Source organism: Pseudomonas sp. B21-021, from assembly GCF_024749205.1.
In the GTDB taxonomy this organism is placed as follows: Bacteria; Pseudomonadota; Gammaproteobacteria; order Pseudomonadales; family Pseudomonadaceae; genus Aquipseudomonas; species Aquipseudomonas paraglycinae.
In genome coordinates this window covers 5,267,514-5,284,769 of sequence record NZ_CP087192.1, presented here as the reverse complement: position 1 = coordinate 5,284,769, position 17,256 = coordinate 5,267,514, and the positions used below count along the sequence as shown (strand labels likewise).

Sequence of the window (17,256 nt, the reverse complement as noted above, 5' to 3'; positions counted from 1 at the left end):
ACGCGGCGGTTTACGCAGCGCAGTTGCAGGGTCTCAAGAGCGGCCCTGATGAGTGAGGATTGAGAATCATGGCTTACAGCGAAAAGGTCATCGACCACTACGAAAACCCGCGCAACGTCGGCAAGATGAACGCGGAAGATCCTGATGTCGGCACCGGCATGGTCGGCGCTCCGGCGTGCGGCGACGTGATGCGTCTGCAAATCAAGGTCAACGATCAGGGCGTTATCGAAGACGCCAAGTTCAAGACCTACGGCTGCGGTTCGGCTATCGCCTCCAGCTCCCTCGCTACCGAGTGGATGAAGGGCAAGACCCTGGACGAAGCTGAAACCATCAAGAACACTCAGCTGGCCGAAGAACTGGCCCTGCCGCCGGTGAAAATCCACTGCTCGGTTCTCGCTGAAGACGCCATCAAGGCTGCCGTTCGCGATTACAAGCAGAAGAAAGGCTTGATCTAAGCATTGGGCGACGAGTAAGGAGTCAACGATGGCTATCAGCATGACAGAAGCGGCTGCTCGACACGTGCGACGCTCCCTCGACGGGCGCGGCAAGGGTGAAGGGATTCGTCTGGGTGTTCGCACCACGGGCTGTTCCGGCCTTGCCTACGTGCTGGAGTTTGTCGACGAGGTGGTTGCAGAAGATCAGGTGTTCGAGAGTCACGGCGAGAAAGTGATCATCGACCCGAAGAGCCTGGCCTACCTCGACGGCACCGAGCTCGATTTCGTCAAGGAAGGGTTGAACGAAGGCTTCAAGTTCAACAACCCCAACGTACGCGGTGAATGTGGCTGCGGCGAAAGCTTCAACATCTGAGGCTTGTCGTGGGTATTCCTTGTCATTTCGCTTTATTCGAGCTGCAACCGGGCTTTCGTCTGGATCTCGAGCAGTTGGCCACGCGCTATCGCGAGCTGGCGCGCGGCGTTCATCCTGACCGCTTTGCCGATGCTTCCGAGCGCGAGCAGCGGTCGGCGCTCGAGCAGTCTGCGCGGCTCAACGATGCCTACCAGACGCTCAAGAGTCCGGCCCAGCGTGCACGTTACCTGCTGACCATCAGCGGGCATGAAGTGCCGATGGAAGTTACCGTCCACGATCCCGAGTTTCTTTTGCAGCAGATGCAATGGCGCGAAGAGCTCGAAGATCTGCAGGACAGTGCCGATCTGGACGGTGTCGCGGCCTTCAAGCGTCGCCTGAAAACCGCCCAGGAAGAGCTCAACGAAAGCTTCGCAGCCTGTTGGGATGATGCAGCGCAGCGCGAACAGGCCGAACGCCTGATGCGGCGCATGCAGTTCCTCGACAAGCTCACCTACGAAGTGCGCCAGTTAGAAGAGCGCCTCGACGATTAACCCAGTGCCGCTCCGGTCGCACGCCTGATATACAGATAAGTCCTGATCACGATGGCCCTACTGCAGATCGCCGAACCCGGCCAAAGTCCTCAACCGCACCAGCGTCGTCTGGCTGTGGGGATCGACTTGGGCACTACCAATTCGCTGGTCGCTGCGTTGCGCAGTGGTCTTTCCGAGCCGCTGGCCGACGCCGAAGGGCGGGTCATCCTGCCTTCCGCCGTGCGTTATCACGCCGATCGCGTCGAAGTCGGCGAGTCAGCCAAACTGGCTGCGTCCTCCGATCCCTTGAACACCGTGCTGTCGGTCAAGCGCCTGATGGGTCGTGGTCTGTCCGACGTCAAGCAATTGGGCGATCAGTTGCCGTACCGCTTTGTCGGCGGCGAATCGCACATGCCGTTCATCGACACCGTGCAGGGCCCGAAAAGCCCGGTCGAAGTCTCCGCCGATATCCTGAAAGTATTGCGTCAGCGCGCTGAAGCCACTCTTGGCGGTGAGCTGGTGGGCGCGGTGATCACCGTTCCGGCGTATTTCGACGATGCTCAGCGCCAGGCTACCAAGGACGCGGCGAAACTCGCCGGTCTGAACGTGTTGCGTCTGCTCAACGAGCCGACCGCCGCAGCGGTGGCATACGGTCTGGATCAACATGCCGAAGGCCTGGTCGCGATTTATGATTTGGGTGGCGGCACCTTCGATATTTCGATTCTGCGCCTCACTGGCGGTGTCTTCGAAGTGCTGGCCACTGGCGGCGACAGCGCGCTGGGCGGCGATGACTTCGATCACGCGATTGCCGGCTGGATTATCGAGAGCGCCGGTTTGTCCGCCGACCTCGATCCGGGCGCACAGCGCAGCCTGCTGCAAACCGCCTGCGCAGCCAAAGAAGCCCTTACAGATGCAGACAGTGTTGAAGTTGCCTACGGCGACTGGAAAGCACAGCTGACCCGCGAAGCCTTCGATGCGCTGATCGAGCCAATGGTCGCCCGCAGCCTGAAAGCCTGCCGCCGCGCCGTCCGCGATTCCGGCGTTGAGCTGGAAGACGTGCACGCCGTGGTCATGGTTGGTGGTTCGACCCGCGTTCCACGTGTTCGCGAAGCCGTCGCCGAAGCCTTCGGCCGTCAGCCGCTGACCGAAATCGACCCGGATCAAGTCGTGGCCATTGGTGCCGCGATCCAGGCCGATACGCTGGCCGGCAACAAGCGCGATGGCGGCGAACTGCTGCTGCTCGACGTGATCCCGCTGTCCCTGGGGCTGGAAACCATGGGCGGCCTGATGGAGAAGGTGATTCCGCGCAACACCACCATCCCCGTCGCTCGCGCTCAAGACTTTACCACTTATAAAGACGGCCAGTCGGCCATGGCGATCCACGTGTTGCAGGGCGAGCGTGAGCTGATCAGCGATTGCCGCTCTCTGGCTCGCTTCGAATTGCGCGGCATCCCGGCAATGGTGGCCGGTGCGGCGAAAATTCGCGTGACCTTCCAGGTCGATGCCGACGGCTTGCTCAGCGTCTCTGCCCGTGAACTGGGTTCGGGCGTTGAAGCGAGCATCCAGGTCAAGCCGTCCTATGGCCTGACCGATGGCGAAATCGCCAAGATGCTGAAAGATTCGTTCCAGCACGCCAATGACGACAAGGTCGCCCGTGTTCTTCGCGAGCAGCAAGTCGATGCGCAGCGCCTGATCGAAGCGGTGCAGGGCGCTCTCGAGGCGGATGGCGAGCGTTTGCTCGACGCCGAAGAGCGCATGGTCATCGATCTGCAGGTGCAGGAACTGACCGAACTGATGAAAGGCACCGATGGTTACGCCATCGAGCAGCAGACCAAGCGTCTGTCGCAAGTGACCGATGCTTTTGCAGCCCGTCGTATGGATCAGACGGTGAAAGCCGCTCTGTCGGGGCGCAATCTGAATGAAATCGAGGATATCTGATGCCGCAGGTCATTTTTCTGCCCCACGAGAAGTTCTGCCCTGAAGGCATGGTCGTTGACGCTGCGCCTGGCACGTCGATCCTCGAACTGGCTCACGAACACCACATCGAGATGGAAAGCGCCTGCGGCGGCGTCTGCGCCTGCACCACTTGTCACTGCATCATTCGCGAGGGTTTTGACTCGCTGGAAGAAGCCGACGAGTTGGAGGAAGATTTCCTTGATCGTGCCTGGGGTCTGGAAGCCCAGTCGCGCCTGGCTTGTCAGGCGATCGTCGGTGAAGAAGACATCACCGTCGAAATTCCGAAATATTCGCTTAACCATGCGGCCGAAGCGCCGCACTGACTGGTAAGACTGTCATGAGCTACGGTTGGAATGATGTTCAACGTATTGCAGAAGAGCTGGCCGAAGCCAAGCCGGATGTCGATCCGCTTTCTGTCAATTTCGTCGACTTGCAGCGATGGATCATGGAACTTCCCGACTTTGATAACACCTCTGGCCGTGTTGGCGAGAAGGTGTTGGAAGCGGTTCAGGCCCTCTGGATCGAAGAAGTAGACTGATCGTCCTCGCAGGTTAGGCAATACCCAAGAACCCGCGTATAATTCGCGGGTTTAATTTTTCGCAAATTACTGTTTCTGGAGTTACACCATGGCTGTTCAACGTACTTTCTCCATCATCAAGCCTGACGCCGTTGCTAAAAACGTGATCGGCGAGATCACCACTCGTTTCGAAAAAGCCGGCCTGCGCGTTGTAGCTTCGAAACTGAAGCAACTGTCCAAAGCCGAAGCCGAAGGCTTCTACGCTGAGCACAGCGCTCGTGGCTTCTTCGGCGACCTGGTTGCCTTCATGATCTCCGGTCCTGTTGTTGTTCAGGTTCTGGAAGGCGAAAACGCTATTGCTCTGAACCGTGAGCTGATGGGCGCTACCAACCCTAAAGAAGCTGCTGCCGGCACCATCCGTGCTGACTTCGCTGATTCCATCGACGCCAACGCTGTACACGGTTCGGACTCCGAAGCCGCTGCTGCTCGTGAAATCTCGTACTTCTTCGCAGCTACTGAAGTAACCACTCGCTAAGCATTGGCTTAAGAGTGAAGGTGAATCCATGACTACATCGACTGTTAAAACCAACCTGCTGGGTCTGACCCAGCCGGAAATGGAAAAATTCTTCGACTCAATCGGGGAGAAGCGTTTCCGTGCCGGTCAGGTAATGAAATGGATTCACCACTTTGGCGTCGATGATTTCGACGCCATGACGAACGTCAGCAAGGCCTTGCGCGAAAAGCTCAAGGCTGTTGCTGAGGTCCGTGGTCCCGAAGTGGTCAGCGAGGACATTTCCAGCGACGGCACCCGCAAATGGGTGGTGCGCGTGGCGTCCGGCAGCTGCGTCGAGACCGTTTACATTCCCCAGGGCAAACGCGGCACTCTGTGCGTTTCGTCCCAGGCAGGCTGTGCCCTGGACTGCAGTTTCTGCTCCACCGGCAAGCAAGGCTTCAATAGCAACCTCACCGCCGCCGAAGTCATCGGCCAAGTGTGGATTGCCAACAAATCCTTCGGCAGTGTTCCGGCTACCATCGACCGCGCCATCACCAACGTGGTGATGATGGGCATGGGCGAACCGCTGCTGAACTTCGACAACGTCGTTGCCGCCATGCATCTGATGATGGATGACCTGGGCTACGGGATCTCCAAGCGCCGCGTGACCCTGTCCACGTCGGGTGTGGTGCCGATGATCGATGAGCTGGCCAAGCACATCGACGTATCCCTGGCGTTGTCCCTGCACGCACCGAATGACGCATTGCGTAACCAATTGGTGCCGATCAACAAGAAATATCCGCTTAAGATGCTGCTCGAGTCGTGCCAGCGCTACATGTCCGAACTGGGCGAGAAGCGCGTGCTGACCATCGAGTACACCTTGCTCAAGGACGTCAACGACAAGCTTGAGCACGCTGTGGAAATGATCGAGTTGCTGAAGAACATTCCGTGCAAGATCAACCTGATTCCGTTCAACCCGTTCCCGCATTCCGGGTACGAGCGGCCGAGCAACAACGCCATCCGCCGGTTCCAGGATCAGCTTCACCAGGCCGGTTTCAACGTCACCGTGCGCACCACCCGTGGTGAAGACATCGACGCGGCTTGTGGTCAATTGGTAGGGCAGGTGCTGGATCGCACCCGTCGCAGCGAACGTTACATCGCCGTGCGTGAGTTGAGCGCCGACAGCGATCTGGCACAGAACGCCGCGAACACTAACTAAGAGAGGATCTCTATGTCCCTGCGCTTTGCGCTGCTGTTGCTGTTGGCCAGCCTGTGTGCTGGTTGTGTCCTGTCGGGCGATTACAACCCGATGAAGACCAGCAAGGGCCGTGACGAAGCGCGGGCTGCCTACGTGCAGCTGGGGCTGGGATACTTGCAGCAGGGCATGACCGAGCGGGCCAAGGTTCCACTGAAGAAGGCGCTGGAACTGGACGGTTCGGATCCCGACGCCAATGCCGCGCTGGGGCTGGTATTCCAGGCCGAAATGGAACCTGCGCTTGCTGACGAACACTTCCGCAAAGCCTTGTCCTCCCGTCCCGCCGATGCGCGCATCCTCAACAACTACGGCAGTTTTCTCTACGAAGAACAGCGTTACAAGGAAGCCTACGAGCGTTTTGAACAGGCGGCCGCCGATACCCTGTATCCTGAGCGTTCGCGGGTGTTCGAGAACCTCGGCATGACGGCGGCGAAGCTCGGGCAGCGTGATCTGGCGCAGCAGCAGCTGGAAAAGGCGCTGCGTTTGAACCGTCAGCAGCCACGGGCATTGCTGGAAATGGCTGAGTTGTCATTCGAAGACAGGCATTATGTGCCCGCGCGTGACTATTACGACCGTTTCAGCCAGCTCTCCGAGCAAAATGCACGTAGTCTGTTGCTCGCCGTTCGGTTGGCAAAAGTATTTGAAGATCGCGACAAGGCCGCCAGTGCGGGCCTGCAATTAAAACGACTCTATCCCGGTACGCCGGAATATCAGCAATACCTGTCGGAGCAATGATGAAAGCGGCGCATCCCGAAGTTGTAGCAGCGAATCGCGTTAACCCCGGTGAGACCCTGCGCCAGGCCCGCGAAAGCAATGGCTGGTCGCTGGCCGAAGTGGCCCTCAAGCTCAACCTCACCGTGACTTCCCTGAGCAATCTTGAAGCCGGCGCATTCGACAAGTTGCCCGGGCATACCTTCGCTCGCGGCTACATTCGCGCCTATGCCAAATTGCTCGGTATGGATCAGACCGTTCTGGTCCAGCAATTCGACCAGTCCACCGGCACCGACTCCCAGGGCAGCAACGTCCACGCACTGGGCCGCATCGAAGAGCCGGTACGGGTTTCCCACACCATTTTGCGTATCGTCAGCCTGTTGCTGCTGATCGCGGTCATCGGCGGCGGTTTCGTCTGGTGGCAGGATCAGACGTCGCTGCGCACCAAGGACCTGATCGGCCTGGCACCGGAGCACGTCGAAGTCGAAGGCGCCGACGGCACCACCCAGATTCATCCGCTGGACGAGCCGGAAGACCAGGCCGTCGCGGAAGGCGAAGCCGAGGGCTCGACCGCTCTGGCGCTGCCTCAATCGGAAACCACGGCTGAATCGACCGGCGCCGAGACCGAGGCCGCAGCGCCTGCGACCGCACCGGTTGCTCCAGCACCTGCTGCGCCAGCCGCTACTCCGGCTGCACCGGCTCATACGCCAGCGCCAGTGGTGGCTGCTCCAGCAACTCCAGCGCCTGCCGCTCCGGCCACGCCTGCTCCGACCGTCACTGCCCCGGCAGCCCCGGCCGTCGCTGCAGCCGCGCCAACAGCGCCAGTTACTCCGGCTGCAGGTCAGGGCCAGGTTCAGGTGCAGTTCATCGCCGATTGCTGGACTCAAGTGACCGATGGCAGCGGCAAAGTGCTGTACAGCGGCCTCAAGCGTAAGGGCGACAGCCTGTCTGTCGTCGGCAAGCCTCCGTTTGCCGTGCGTCTGGGCGTTGCCCGTGGCGCGCAGGTCAGCTACAACGGCCAGCCGGTCGATGTCGCTCCGTTCACCAGTGGCGAGACCGCTCGCCTGAAGTTGGGTCAATAAGTCATGCACGGCGAATCTCCAATCAAACGTCGCGAATCGCGCAAGATCTGGGTCGGTAACGTGCCCGTGGGCGGCGATGCCCCTATCGCTGTGCAGAGCATGACCAACAGCGACACCAATGACGTCGCTGCCACCGTCGCGCAGATCAACCGTCTTGAAGCCGCCGGCGTCGACATCGTCCGCGTTTCGGTACCGGACATGGACGCCGCCGAGGCGTTCGGCAAGATCAAGCAACTGGTCAAGGTGCCGTTGGTTGCCGACATCCATTTCGACTACAAGATCGCTCTGCGCGTGGCCGAACTGGGTGTGGACTGCCTGCGCATCAACCCGGGCAACATCGGTCGCGAAGACCGCGTGCGTGCGGTGGTCGATGCCGCCCGTGACCGCGGCATCCCGATCCGCATCGGCGTCAACGCCGGTTCCCTGGAAAAAGACCTGCAAAAGAAATACGGCGAGCCGACGCCGGCCGCGCTGGTCGAGTCCGCCCTGCGTCACGTCGAACACCTCGAACGCCTGAATTTCCAGGACTTCAAGGTCAGCGTGAAGGCTTCCGACGTGTTCATGGCCGTTGAAGCCTACCGTCTGCTGGCCAAGGAAATCGTTCAGCCGCTGCACCTGGGCATCACCGAAGCCGGTGGATTGCGCTCCGGTACAGTGAAATCCGCCGTGGGCCTAGGTATGCTGCTCGCCGAGGGAATTGGCGATACTATCCGCATCTCGCTGGCGGCCGACCCGGTCGAGGAAGTGAAGGTCGGTTACGACATTCTCAAGTCTTTGCATCTGCGTTCCCGTGGCATCAACTTCATCGCCTGCCCGAGCTGCTCGCGGCAGAACTTCGATGTGGTCAAGACCATGAACGAGCTGGAAGGGCGCCTTGAAGACCTGCTGGTGCCGCTGGATGTCGCGGTGATCGGTTGCGTGGTCAACGGCCCCGGCGAAGCCAAGGAAGCCCATATCGGCTTGACCGGCGGCACGCCAAACCTGATTTACATCGACGGCAAGCCGTCGCAGAAACTGACGAATGACAATCTGGTGGACGAGCTGGAAAAGCTGATCCGCGAGAAAGCGGCCGAGAAGGTCGAAGCTGACGCAGCGGTTATCGCGCGCGGCTGATCGAACGAATTAAGGAATTTCTGTGAGCAAGTCTCTGCAAGCCATTCGTGGCATGAACGACATCCTGCCGGAACAGACGCCGGTATGGCGTTATTTCGAAGGCACCGTTTCGCGTCTGCTGGATAACTACGGTTACAAGCAGATCCGCATGCCGATCGTCGAGTTCACCGAGCTGTTCAAGCGCTCGATCGGTGAAGTGACCGACATCGTCGAAAAAGAGATGTACACCTTCGAAGACCGCAACGGCGACTCCCTGACCCTGCGTCCGGAAGGCACGGCCGCGTGCGTGCGTGCGGTGCTCGAGCACGGCATCACCGGCGGTGGCCAGGTGCAGAAGCTCTGGTACATCGGCCCGATGTTCCGTCACGAGCGTCCACAGAAAGGCCGTTATCGCCAGTTCCACCAGATCGGTCTGGAAGTGTTCAACCTCGACGGTCCGGACATCGACGCCGAGCTGATCGTGCTGACCTGGCGCCTGTGGGGCGAGCTGGGCATCCGTGATGCGGTCAAGCTCGAACTCAACAGCCTCGGTACCAGCGAGTCCCGCGGCCGTTATCGTGAAGCGCTGGTCGAGTACCTCTCGGCGCACCACGACAAACTGGACGAAGACAGCCAGCGTCGCCTGAAAACCAACCCGCTGCGCGTGCTCGACACCAAAAATGCCGACACTCAAGCGGTGCTGGTCGATGCGCCGAAAATGGCGGATTACCTGGATGACGAATCCCGTGCCCACTTCGAAGGCCTGAAGGCCCGTCTGGATGCCGTCGGCATTCCTTACGTGCTGAACCCGAAGCTGGTGCGTGGTCTGGATTACTACAGCAAAACCGTATTCGAATGGGTCACCGACAAGCTCGGCGCCCAGGGCACTGTCTGCGCGGGTGGGCGCTATGACGGTCTGGTCGAGCAGATGGGCGGCAAGCCGACCCCGGGCGTCGGTTTCGCCATGGGCATCGAGCGTCTGGTGCTGCTGCTGGAAACCCTGGAGCAGATTCCGGAAGAAATCTCCCGTCAGGTCGACGTCTATCTCTGCGCCTTCGGCGAAGAAGCAGAGCTGGCCGGTCTGGCCCTGGCCGAGCGTGTACGCGACCAACTGCCCAACCTGCGCCTGCAAGTCAATGCCGGCGCCGGCAGCTTCAAGAGCCAGTTCAAGAAAGCCGACAAGAGCGGTGCGCTGTACGCACTGATCCTCGGTGACGACGAAATGGCCCAGCAAGTGGTAGGTTTCAAACCCCTGCGTGGCCAGGGCGAACAACAAAGCATTGCCTGGGATGCGCTCGCTGCACACCTGGCCACCTGCGTCGTGCAGGGTTGAAGCTGTCTAAACAGCCGATTTAGCGATTAAGGAGTATTGGGGTGTCGAGTACCGAAGACGAACAGTTGGCGGATTTGAAGGACTGGTGGACACGCAACGGCAAACCTCTGGTCACCGGCGGCCTGTTGGCGCTGGTCATCGTGTTCGGCTGGCAGGCTTTTCACAAGTATCAGAGCAACCAGTCGCAAGGCGCCTCGGTGCTCTATCAGCAATTGCTGGAAACCACGCTGACCCCGGACGGCAAGCCTGACGCCGCGCGCGTTGCGGATCTGGCCGGCAAGCTCAACAGCGAATTCGGCGGTTCTGCCTACGCGCAGTACGGCAGCCTGTTCGTGGCCAAGGTAGCGGTCGACAGCGGCAAGCTGGACGACGCGGCGACCGAACTCAAGGCCATCGTTGCCAAACCGGCCAACCCGGCGCTGGGCGAAATCGCCCGTCAGCGTCTGGCGCAGGTACTGGGCGCGCAGAACAAGGCCGATGAAGCCCTGAAACTGCTCGAAGGCGATGCCGACAAGTCGTTCCTGGCCACTCGCGAAGAACTCAAGGGCGACCTGCTGGTACAGCTGGGCCGTACCGACGAAGCGAACGCGGCGTATCAAAAAGCCAAGGCGGCACTGTCGGATGAAGCGGCGGTCGGTGGCCTTCAAATCAAGCTGGACGACCTGGCCAAAGGGGATGCGTGACGTGATCCGTTGGAAGCATGCAGCATTGCTGGCTCTGGCCATTCTGGCCGCGGGTTGCAGCAGCAACAGCAAAAAAGAACTGCCACCGGCCGAGCTGACCGACTTCAAAGAAGAAGTGGTCCTGCACAAGCAGTGGAGCCGCTCGATCGGTGACGGTCAGGGCGAAACGTACAACATGCTGGTGCCGGCGATCGACGGTGACACCATCTACGCGGCCGACGTGACCGGTATCGTGATGGGCCTGGATCGCGGCAACGGCGACGTGAAATGGAAGAAAGACCTAGAACTGCCTGTGTCCGGCGCCGTTGGCGTGGGTTACGGTCTGGTCATGGTCGGCACCCTGCGCGGTGAAGTCGTTGCCCTCGACGCCATCAACGGCGAAGAGAAGTGGCGCTCGCGCGTCAACAGCGAAGTCCTCGCGCCACCGGCCAACAACGGTGACGTGGTGGTGGTACAGACCCAGGACGATCGTCTGATCGGTCTGGACGCGTCCACCGGCAACCAGCGTTGGGTGTATGACAGCACTCCGGCCGTACTGACCCTGCGCGGCACCAGCGCACCGATCGTCACCAACCGCCTCGCGGTGGCTGGTCTGTCGACCGGTAAAGTGGTCGCTCTCGACATTTCCAACGGCGTGCCGGTCTGGGAACAGCGGATCGCGATTCCACAAGGTCGTTCGGAACTGGAGCGCGTGGTCGACATCGACGGCGGTCTGCTGCTGTCCGGCGGTACCCTGTACGTTGCCAGCTATCAGGGTCGCGTTGCGGCACTGGATCTGGAAAGCGGCCGTCAACTCTGGCAGCGCGACGCGTCGAGCTACGCCGGTGTTGCCCAGGGTTTCGGCAACGTCTACGTAAGCCTGTCGTCGGGCACGGTTGAAGGCGTCGACGAGCGTTCCACCACAGCACTGTGGAGCAACGACTCGCTGGCCCGTCGTCAACTGTCGGCGCCGGAAGTGTTCTCCAGCTACGTTGCAGTCGGTGACCTGGAAGGTTACCTGCACCTGCTGAGTCAGGTGGACGGTCGTTTCGTCGGCCGCGAGCGCATCGACAGCGACGGCCTGCGTGCCCGTCCGCTGGTGGTGGGCGACACGATTTATGTGTATGGCAACAGCGGCAAACTGGAAGCCCTGACCATCAAGTAACAACTATGCTTGGGGTTAACTCCCCAGGCGGCCTTGCTTCTGCAGGGTTTGCAGCACCCACGGGTGTTGCCCCGAGCACCAGCCGCTGCCTCGCAGCGGCTTTTGTATTTTCTGAAATAACGAAGTGGAGAGCCGCATGGTTCCCGTAATCGCCCTGGTGGGCCGACCGAACGTCGGCAAATCCACCTTGTTCAACCGCCTGACCAGGACTCGCGACGCCATCGTCGGCGACTTGTCCGGTCTGACCCGTGATCGCCAGTACGGTGAGGCCAAGTGGCAAGGGCGTTCCTACATTCTGATCGACACCGGCGGTATCTCCGGTGACGAACATGGTATGGACGAAAAAATGGCCGAGCAGTCGCTGCTGGCCATCGAAGAAGCGGATGTCGTTCTGTTCCTGGTAGATGCCAAGGCCGGTTTCACCGCCGCCGACCAGATGATCGCCGAACACTTGCGCAAACGTAACAAGCGTTCCCACGTAGTGGCCAACAAGGTCGACAACATCGACCCGGAAATGGCCCGCGCCGAATTCGCCCCGCTGGGCATGGGCCACGCGATCCCGATCGCCGGCGCCCACGGTCGCGGCATCACGCAATTGCTGGAAGCCGCCCTGAGTGATTTCCCGCGCGATGATGACGAGCCGGCCGAAGGTGAAGAGGAAGAAGTGGTCGCCGAAGGCGAGGAAGCCAAGCGCATTCCTGGCCCGAGCGAAAAAGACGGGATCAAGATCGCCATCATCGGCCGTCCGAACGTCGGCAAGTCGACCCTGGTCAACCGCATGCTCGGTGAAGACCGGGTAATCGTCTATGACCAGCCCGGCACCACCCGCGACAGTATCTACATCCCGTTCGAGCGTAACGACGAGAAGTACACGCTGATCGACACCGCCGGTGTGCGCAAGCGCGGCAAGATCCACGAAGAAGTCGAAAAATTCTCCGTGGTCAAAACCCTGCAGGCGATCAAAGACGCCAACGTGGTGATCTTCGTGATGGACGCCCGCGAAGGCGTGGTCGATCACGACCTCAACCTGCTGGGCTTCGCCCTTGAGGCAGGTCGTGCGTTGGTGATCGCTATCAACAAATGGGACGGCATGACCCCGAGCGAGCGTGACTTCGTGAAGGTCGAGCTGCAACGTCGGTTGTTCTTCGTTGACTTCGCCGATATCCACTTCATCTCGGCACTGCACGGTACTGGCGTGGGCAACCTTTACGCCTCGGTGCAGAACTCGTTCAAGTCCGCGGTCACCCGCTGGCCGACCAGCCGCCTGACGCAGATTCTCGAAGACGCGGTCAGCGAGCACCAGCCGCCGATGGTCAACAGCCGCCGGATCAAGCTGCGTTACGCTCACCTGGGTGGTGCGAACCCGCCGATCATCGTGATCCACGGCAACCAGATCGAGAAAGTGCCGAAGTCGTACGTGCGCTATCTGGAAAACACTTACCGCCGTGTACTCAAACTGGTCGGTACGCCGATCCGTATCGAGTTCAAGGGCGGCGAGAACCCGTACGAAGGCAACAAGAACACGCTGACCGACCGCCAGGTCAACAAGAAGCGTCGCTTGATGTCGCACAACAAGAAGGCCAGCAAGAAGCGCCGCGACAAGAAGTAAGGTCGTTGCGAACAGAGAGAAGGGGCGCCGTTTGGCGCCCTTTTTTTATGGGCGCCGGATGGGCTATCCTCGGGCTCTCCCGCGCCGTCGTCAGAGCCGGGGCAGAGCAGGGAACCCCGATGATCACCAGTAAGCTGCCGAATGTCGGCATCACTATTTTCACGCAGATGTCTCAGCTCGCGGCGCAGACCGGAGCGATCAACCTTTCCCAGGGTTTTCCCGATTTCGACGGCCCGCAGGCACTGCGCGACGCGGTCGGTCGACACATCGCCAGCGGCCATAACCAGTATTCGCCCATGACCGGCCTGCCGGCGCTGCGTCAGCAGATCGCGGCGAAAATCGCCCGCAGTTATGGCGCCAACGTCGATGCCGATACCGAAGTAACCGTCACACCGGGCGCGACCCAAGCCATCTTCTGCGCCATCCAGGCGGTTATCCACAGCGGCGACGAAGTCATCGTGTTCGACCCGGCTTACGACAGCTACGAGCCAGCAGTGGAGCTGGCCGGCGGACGCTGCGTGCATGTGCAACTTGGGCTGAAAGATTTCTCCATCGACTTCGACAAACTCAGCGCAGCCCTGAGCCCGCGCACGCGGATGATCATCCTCAACACCCCGCACAACCCGAGCGGTGCGCTGATCAGCCGCGCCGAGCTGGATCAGTTGGCTGCGTTGATTCGCGACCGCGACATCTACGTGATCAGCGACGAAGTCTACGAACACCTGGTGTTCGACGGCGTGCCGCACGTCAGCGTGCTGGCCCATGAAGAGCTGTATCAGCGCGCCTTCGTGGTCAGCTCGTTCGGCAAGACCTATCACGTCACCGGCTGGAAAACTGGCTACGTGGTGGCGCCGCCGGCCCTGACGGCGGAGCTGCGCAAGGTGCACCAGTACGTCAGTTTCTGCGGCGTGACGCCTTTGCAGTTCGCTTTGGCCGATTACATGGCCGAGCATCCGGAGCACGTCGAAGAACTGCCGGGTTTCTATCAGGCCAAGCGCGATCTGTTCTGTGATCTGCTGGCGCCGTCGCGATTCAGCTTCACCCGTGTCACCGGCACCTATTTCCAGCTGGTCGATTACTCGCAAATTCGCCCTGACTTGAACGATGTCGAGATGGCGATGTGGATGACCCGTGAGCATGGCGTGGCGAGTATTCCGGTGTCGGTGTTCTACCAGAATCCACCCGAAGGCCAGCGCCTGGTGCGCCTGTGCTTTGCCAAACGTGAGGAGACGCTGCGGGAAGCGGCGGCCAAACTATGCGTGATCTGAGTGCGTTGCCCGATCTCAATCTTGCGCTGATCCAGACCAGCCTGGCCTGGCATGATCGTCAGGCCAATCTCGAGCATTTCGACGCTTTGCTGGAGCAGGCGCGCGGTGCGGATCTGATCATCCTGCCGGAAATGTTCACCACCGGATTCTCCATGGAGTCCGAAACCCTGGCCGAAGCCGAAAACGGCCCGACCAGCAAATGGCTGCGAGCCCAGGCGGCGAAGCTGAATGCTGTCGTCACGGGCAGCGTGATCATCCAGGCCGCCGACGGCAGTCATCGCAACCGGCTACTGTGGGCGCGCCCGGACGGCGAAGTGCTGCATTACGACAAGCGCCACCTGTTCCGCATGGCCGGCGAGCACAACCACTACACCCCCGGCGAGCGCCAGGTGCAGTTCGAGCTCAAGGGCTGGCGTGTTCGCCCGCTGATCTGCTACGACTTGCGCTTCCCGGTGTGGAGCCGCGACGCTCAGGACACCGATCTGCTGCTGTACACGGCCAACTGGCCGGGCGCGCGGCGTCAGCACTGGAACCGCTTGCTGCCGGCCCGGGCGATCGAAAACCTGTGCTATGTGGCGGCGGTCAACCGCGTTGGCACTGATGGCAAGGGTTTCGCGTATACCGGCGACAGTCAGGTGCTGGATTTCCAGGGCGAGAGTTTGCTGGCGGCGGGGGAGGCTGACGGGGTATTCAAGGTGGTTCTGGAAGCGGCTTCGCTGGCCGCTTACCGCGAGCGGTTCCCGGCGAATCTTGACGCGGACACCTTCGAGTTCACTTAATAGCCCAAGTCACCTAGATCGTTCCCACGTTCCGCGTGGGAATGCAGTTCGTGACGCTCTGCGTCACTGGGACGCGGAGCGTCCCTTGAGGCATTCCCACGCAGAGCGTGGGAACGATCAGATAAAAAATAAAAAGGCCCCGGAGTTCGCACTCCGGGGCCTTTTGCATTGCAGCGGTCAGTTACGCCGCTTTCGCTTCCGGCTGGCTCAGCGAGCGGTTCAGCGCGCTGAACAGGGCCTTGAAGCTGGCAGTGGTGATGTTTTCATCGATGCCCACGCCGTGCACCGCACGTTCGCCGTTCACACGCAGTTCGATGTAGGCCGCCGCTTTGGCGTTGGTGCCCGCGCCGATGGCGTGTTCGTTGTAGTCCATGATCTCCACCGGAATCGGCAGACCGGCCACCAGCGCTTCCAGCGCGCCGTTGCCCTTGCCGCGCCAGTGCAGGTTGGTTTCGCCCTGACCCTTGCTCGCCACTTCCACTTCAACGGCGCTGTTGCCGTTTTCTTCCTGCAGGCGATGGCTGACCAGCGCGTACGGGGTGTTGGCTTGCAGGTACTCGCTGTGCAGCAGCGCGTGGATTTGCTGCGCAGTCATCTCCAGGCCCAGGCGATCGGTTTCACGCTGCACGACCTGGCTGAATTCGATCTGCATGCGACGTGGCAGACTGATGCCGTATTCCTGCTCCAGCAAGTAGGCGATGCCGCCTTTGCCCGACTGGCTGTTGACGCGGATCACCGCCTCGTAGCTGCGGCCGATGTCGGCCGGATCGATCGGCAGGTACGGCACTTCCCACAGAGTGTCCGGTTTCTGCTGCGAGAAGCCCTTGCGGATTGCGTCCTGGTGGGAGCCGGAGAACGCGGTGTGCACCAGGTCGCCGACGTACGGGTGACGCGGGTGAACCTGGATCTGGTTGCACTCTTCGACGACTTTGCGCACGCCGTCGATGTCGGAGAAGTCCAGTTGTGGGTCGAGGCCTTGGGTGTACATGTTCAGTGCCACGGTCACGAGGTCGACGTTGCCGGTACGCTCGCCGTTGCCGAACAGGCAGCCTTCGACGCGGTCGGCGCCGGCCATCAGGCCCAACTCGGTGGCGGCCACGCCGGTGCCACGGTCGTTGTGGGTGTGCAGGCTGATGATCACGCTGTCACGACGATTGATGTTGCGGTGGAACCACTCGATCTGGTCGGCGTAGACGTTCGGCGTCGCGCATTCAACGGTGGCCGGGAGGTTGAGGATGATCTTTTGCTCAGGCGTCGGGTTCCAGACCTCGATCACCGCGTCACAGACTTCCTTGGCGAATTCCAGCTCGGTGGCGCTGAAGGTTTCCGGCGAGTACTCGAAGGTCCACTCGGTGTCCGGCTGCATGGCTGCGTATTTGACGAACAGCTTGGCGGCGTTCACGGCGATGGCCTTGATCCCGTCCTTGTCCTGGTTGAACACGATGCGACGGAAAGAAGGGGAGGTGGCGTTGTACAGGTGAACGATGGCTTTCTTCGCCCCGCGCAGGGATTCGAAGGTGCGCTCGATCAGGTCTTCACGGCCTTGGGTCAGCACCTGAATGGTGGTGTCGTCCGGGATGTGGCCGTCTTCGATCAGGGTACGTACGAAGTCGAAGTCGGTTTGCGAAGCGGCCGGGAACGAGGCTTCGATTTCCTTCACGCCCACCTGCACCAGGGTTTTCCAGAAGCGCAGCTTTTTCACCGCGTCCATTGGCTCGATTAACGACTGGTTGCCGTCACGCAGGTCGGAGCTGCACCAGATCGGCGCGGCATCGATGGTTTTCGACGGCCAGGTGCGGTCCGGCAGGTTGATCACAGGAAACGCGCGGTATTTCGAAGACGGGTCTTTGAGCATGCTCATCGGGAAATTCCTTATTGTCTGGGCCGAAAAGAGGCGGCCTGCCGGTGGAACGAACGTTCTTGGAAAAGCGTGGGACGAGGCGCAGCGATTCAGCCCGGCAGTCGTGCGCTGACGAGGCACAGGCTGCGGTGCTGGCGAAGCTGAATGAGGGTGTGAG

The 17,256-nt window shown here is 60.8% G+C and carries 18 protein-coding genes; 17 read left to right on the top strand and 1 reads right to left on the bottom strand.

The annotated features are described in order from the left end of the window. The first annotated feature begins 68 nt into the window (after window positions 1–68). From iscU to LOY31_RS23580, 17 genes are all read left to right on the top strand, one after another. Window positions 69–455 carry a Fe-S cluster assembly scaffold IscU gene (iscU, locus tag LOY31_RS23660; protein WP_003227907.1) on the top strand — a complete coding sequence of 129 codons (387 nt, stop codon included), beginning with the start codon at window positions 69–71 and terminating at the stop codon, window positions 453–455. 28 nt (window positions 456–483) lie between these two features. Next, complete coding sequence (gene iscA, locus LOY31_RS23655) at window positions 484–807, top strand: iron-sulfur cluster assembly protein IscA (RefSeq protein WP_003227904.1); 324 nt, start codon at window positions 484–486, stop codon at window positions 805–807. Window positions 808–815: 8 nt separating this feature from the next. Beyond that, window positions 816–1,337, top strand: coding sequence for a co-chaperone HscB (gene hscB, locus LOY31_RS23650; RefSeq protein WP_007956687.1), 522 nt, complete (start codon window positions 816–818; stop codon window positions 1,335–1,337). 51 nt (window positions 1,338–1,388) lie between these two features. Further along, entirely contained in the window at window positions 1,389–3,254 is a 1,866-nt protein-coding gene (hscA, locus tag LOY31_RS23645) for a Fe-S protein assembly chaperone HscA (protein WP_085606842.1), read from the top strand. Beyond that, on the top strand, window positions 3,254–3,595 hold the full coding sequence (gene fdx, locus LOY31_RS23640) for an ISC system 2Fe-2S type ferredoxin (RefSeq protein ID WP_007956685.1): 342 nt from the start codon (window positions 3,254–3,256) through the stop codon (window positions 3,593–3,595). The genes hscA and fdx overlap by 1 nt, the downstream gene beginning before the upstream one ends. Before the next feature lie 14 nt (window positions 3,596–3,609). Further along, on the top strand, window positions 3,610–3,810 hold the full coding sequence (gene iscX, locus LOY31_RS23635; RefSeq protein ID WP_027619659.1) for a Fe-S cluster assembly protein IscX: 201 nt from the start codon (window positions 3,610–3,612) through the stop codon (window positions 3,808–3,810). Window positions 3,811–3,898: 88 nt separating this feature from the next. Further along, window positions 3,899–4,324: a nucleoside-diphosphate kinase gene (gene ndk, locus LOY31_RS23630; RefSeq protein ID WP_007916882.1), complete on the top strand. Its 426-nt coding sequence runs from the start codon at window positions 3,899–3,901 to the stop codon at window positions 4,322–4,324. Window positions 4,325–4,352: 28 nt separating this feature from the next. Continuing rightward, window positions 4,353–5,501: a 23S rRNA (adenine(2503)-C(2))-methyltransferase RlmN gene (gene rlmN, locus LOY31_RS23625; RefSeq protein WP_007956683.1), complete on the top strand. Its 1,149-nt coding sequence runs from the start codon at window positions 4,353–4,355 to the stop codon at window positions 5,499–5,501. A 12-nt stretch (window positions 5,502–5,513) separates the two neighbouring features. Further along, window positions 5,514–6,272 carry a type IV pilus biogenesis/stability protein PilW gene (pilW, locus tag LOY31_RS23620; RefSeq protein WP_007956682.1) on the top strand — a complete coding sequence of 253 codons (759 nt, stop codon included), beginning with the start codon at window positions 5,514–5,516 and terminating at the stop codon, window positions 6,270–6,272. Further along, window positions 6,272–7,330 carry a RodZ domain-containing protein gene (locus LOY31_RS23615; protein WP_085606840.1) on the top strand — a complete coding sequence of 353 codons (1,059 nt, stop codon included), beginning with the start codon at window positions 6,272–6,274 and terminating at the stop codon, window positions 7,328–7,330. Before pilW ends, LOY31_RS23615 begins: the two co-directional genes overlap by 1 nt. A gap of 3 nt (window positions 7,331–7,333) precedes the next feature. Beyond that, window positions 7,334–8,443 carry a flavodoxin-dependent (E)-4-hydroxy-3-methylbut-2-enyl-diphosphate synthase gene (ispG, locus tag LOY31_RS23610; RefSeq protein WP_007956680.1) on the top strand — a complete coding sequence of 370 codons (1,110 nt, stop codon included), beginning with the start codon at window positions 7,334–7,336 and terminating at the stop codon, window positions 8,441–8,443. 22 nt (window positions 8,444–8,465) lie between these two features. Beyond that, window positions 8,466–9,755 (top strand): histidine--tRNA ligase, encoded by a 1,290-nt coding sequence (gene hisS / locus LOY31_RS23605; RefSeq protein ID WP_085606838.1) that lies wholly within the window; start codon window positions 8,466–8,468, stop codon window positions 9,753–9,755. 41 nt (window positions 9,756–9,796) lie between these two features. After that, on the top strand, window positions 9,797–10,438 hold the full coding sequence (locus tag LOY31_RS23600) for a tetratricopeptide repeat protein (RefSeq protein ID WP_007956678.1): 642 nt from the start codon (window positions 9,797–9,799) through the stop codon (window positions 10,436–10,438). After that, a complete protein-coding gene (gene bamB, locus LOY31_RS23595) occupies window positions 10,431–11,582 on the top strand; it encodes an outer membrane protein assembly factor BamB (RefSeq protein ID WP_039765728.1) in 1,152 nt (383 codons plus the stop codon). The genes LOY31_RS23600 and bamB overlap by 8 nt, the downstream gene beginning before the upstream one ends. Window positions 11,583–11,718: 136 nt before the next feature. Then, complete coding sequence (gene der, locus LOY31_RS23590; RefSeq protein WP_007956675.1) at window positions 11,719–13,191, top strand: ribosome biogenesis GTPase Der; 1,473 nt, start codon at window positions 11,719–11,721, stop codon at window positions 13,189–13,191. Between the two features lie 119 nt (window positions 13,192–13,310). After that, window positions 13,311–14,459: a pyridoxal phosphate-dependent aminotransferase gene (locus tag LOY31_RS23585; RefSeq protein WP_074691028.1), complete on the top strand. Its 1,149-nt coding sequence runs from the start codon at window positions 13,311–13,313 to the stop codon at window positions 14,457–14,459. Next, a complete protein-coding gene (locus LOY31_RS23580; protein ID WP_007956673.1) occupies window positions 14,447–15,238 on the top strand; it encodes an amidohydrolase in 792 nt (263 codons plus the stop codon). Before LOY31_RS23585 ends, LOY31_RS23580 begins: the two co-directional genes overlap by 13 nt. A gap of 181 nt (window positions 15,239–15,419) precedes the next feature. Here the strand turns inward: LOY31_RS23580 and leuA are convergent, their stop codons facing one another. Continuing rightward, window positions 15,420–17,099 carry a 2-isopropylmalate synthase gene (leuA, locus tag LOY31_RS23575; RefSeq protein WP_258712279.1) on the bottom strand — a complete coding sequence of 560 codons (1,680 nt, stop codon included), beginning with the start codon at window positions 17,097–17,099 and terminating at the stop codon, window positions 15,420–15,422. Window positions 17,100–17,256: the final 157 nt, after the last annotated feature.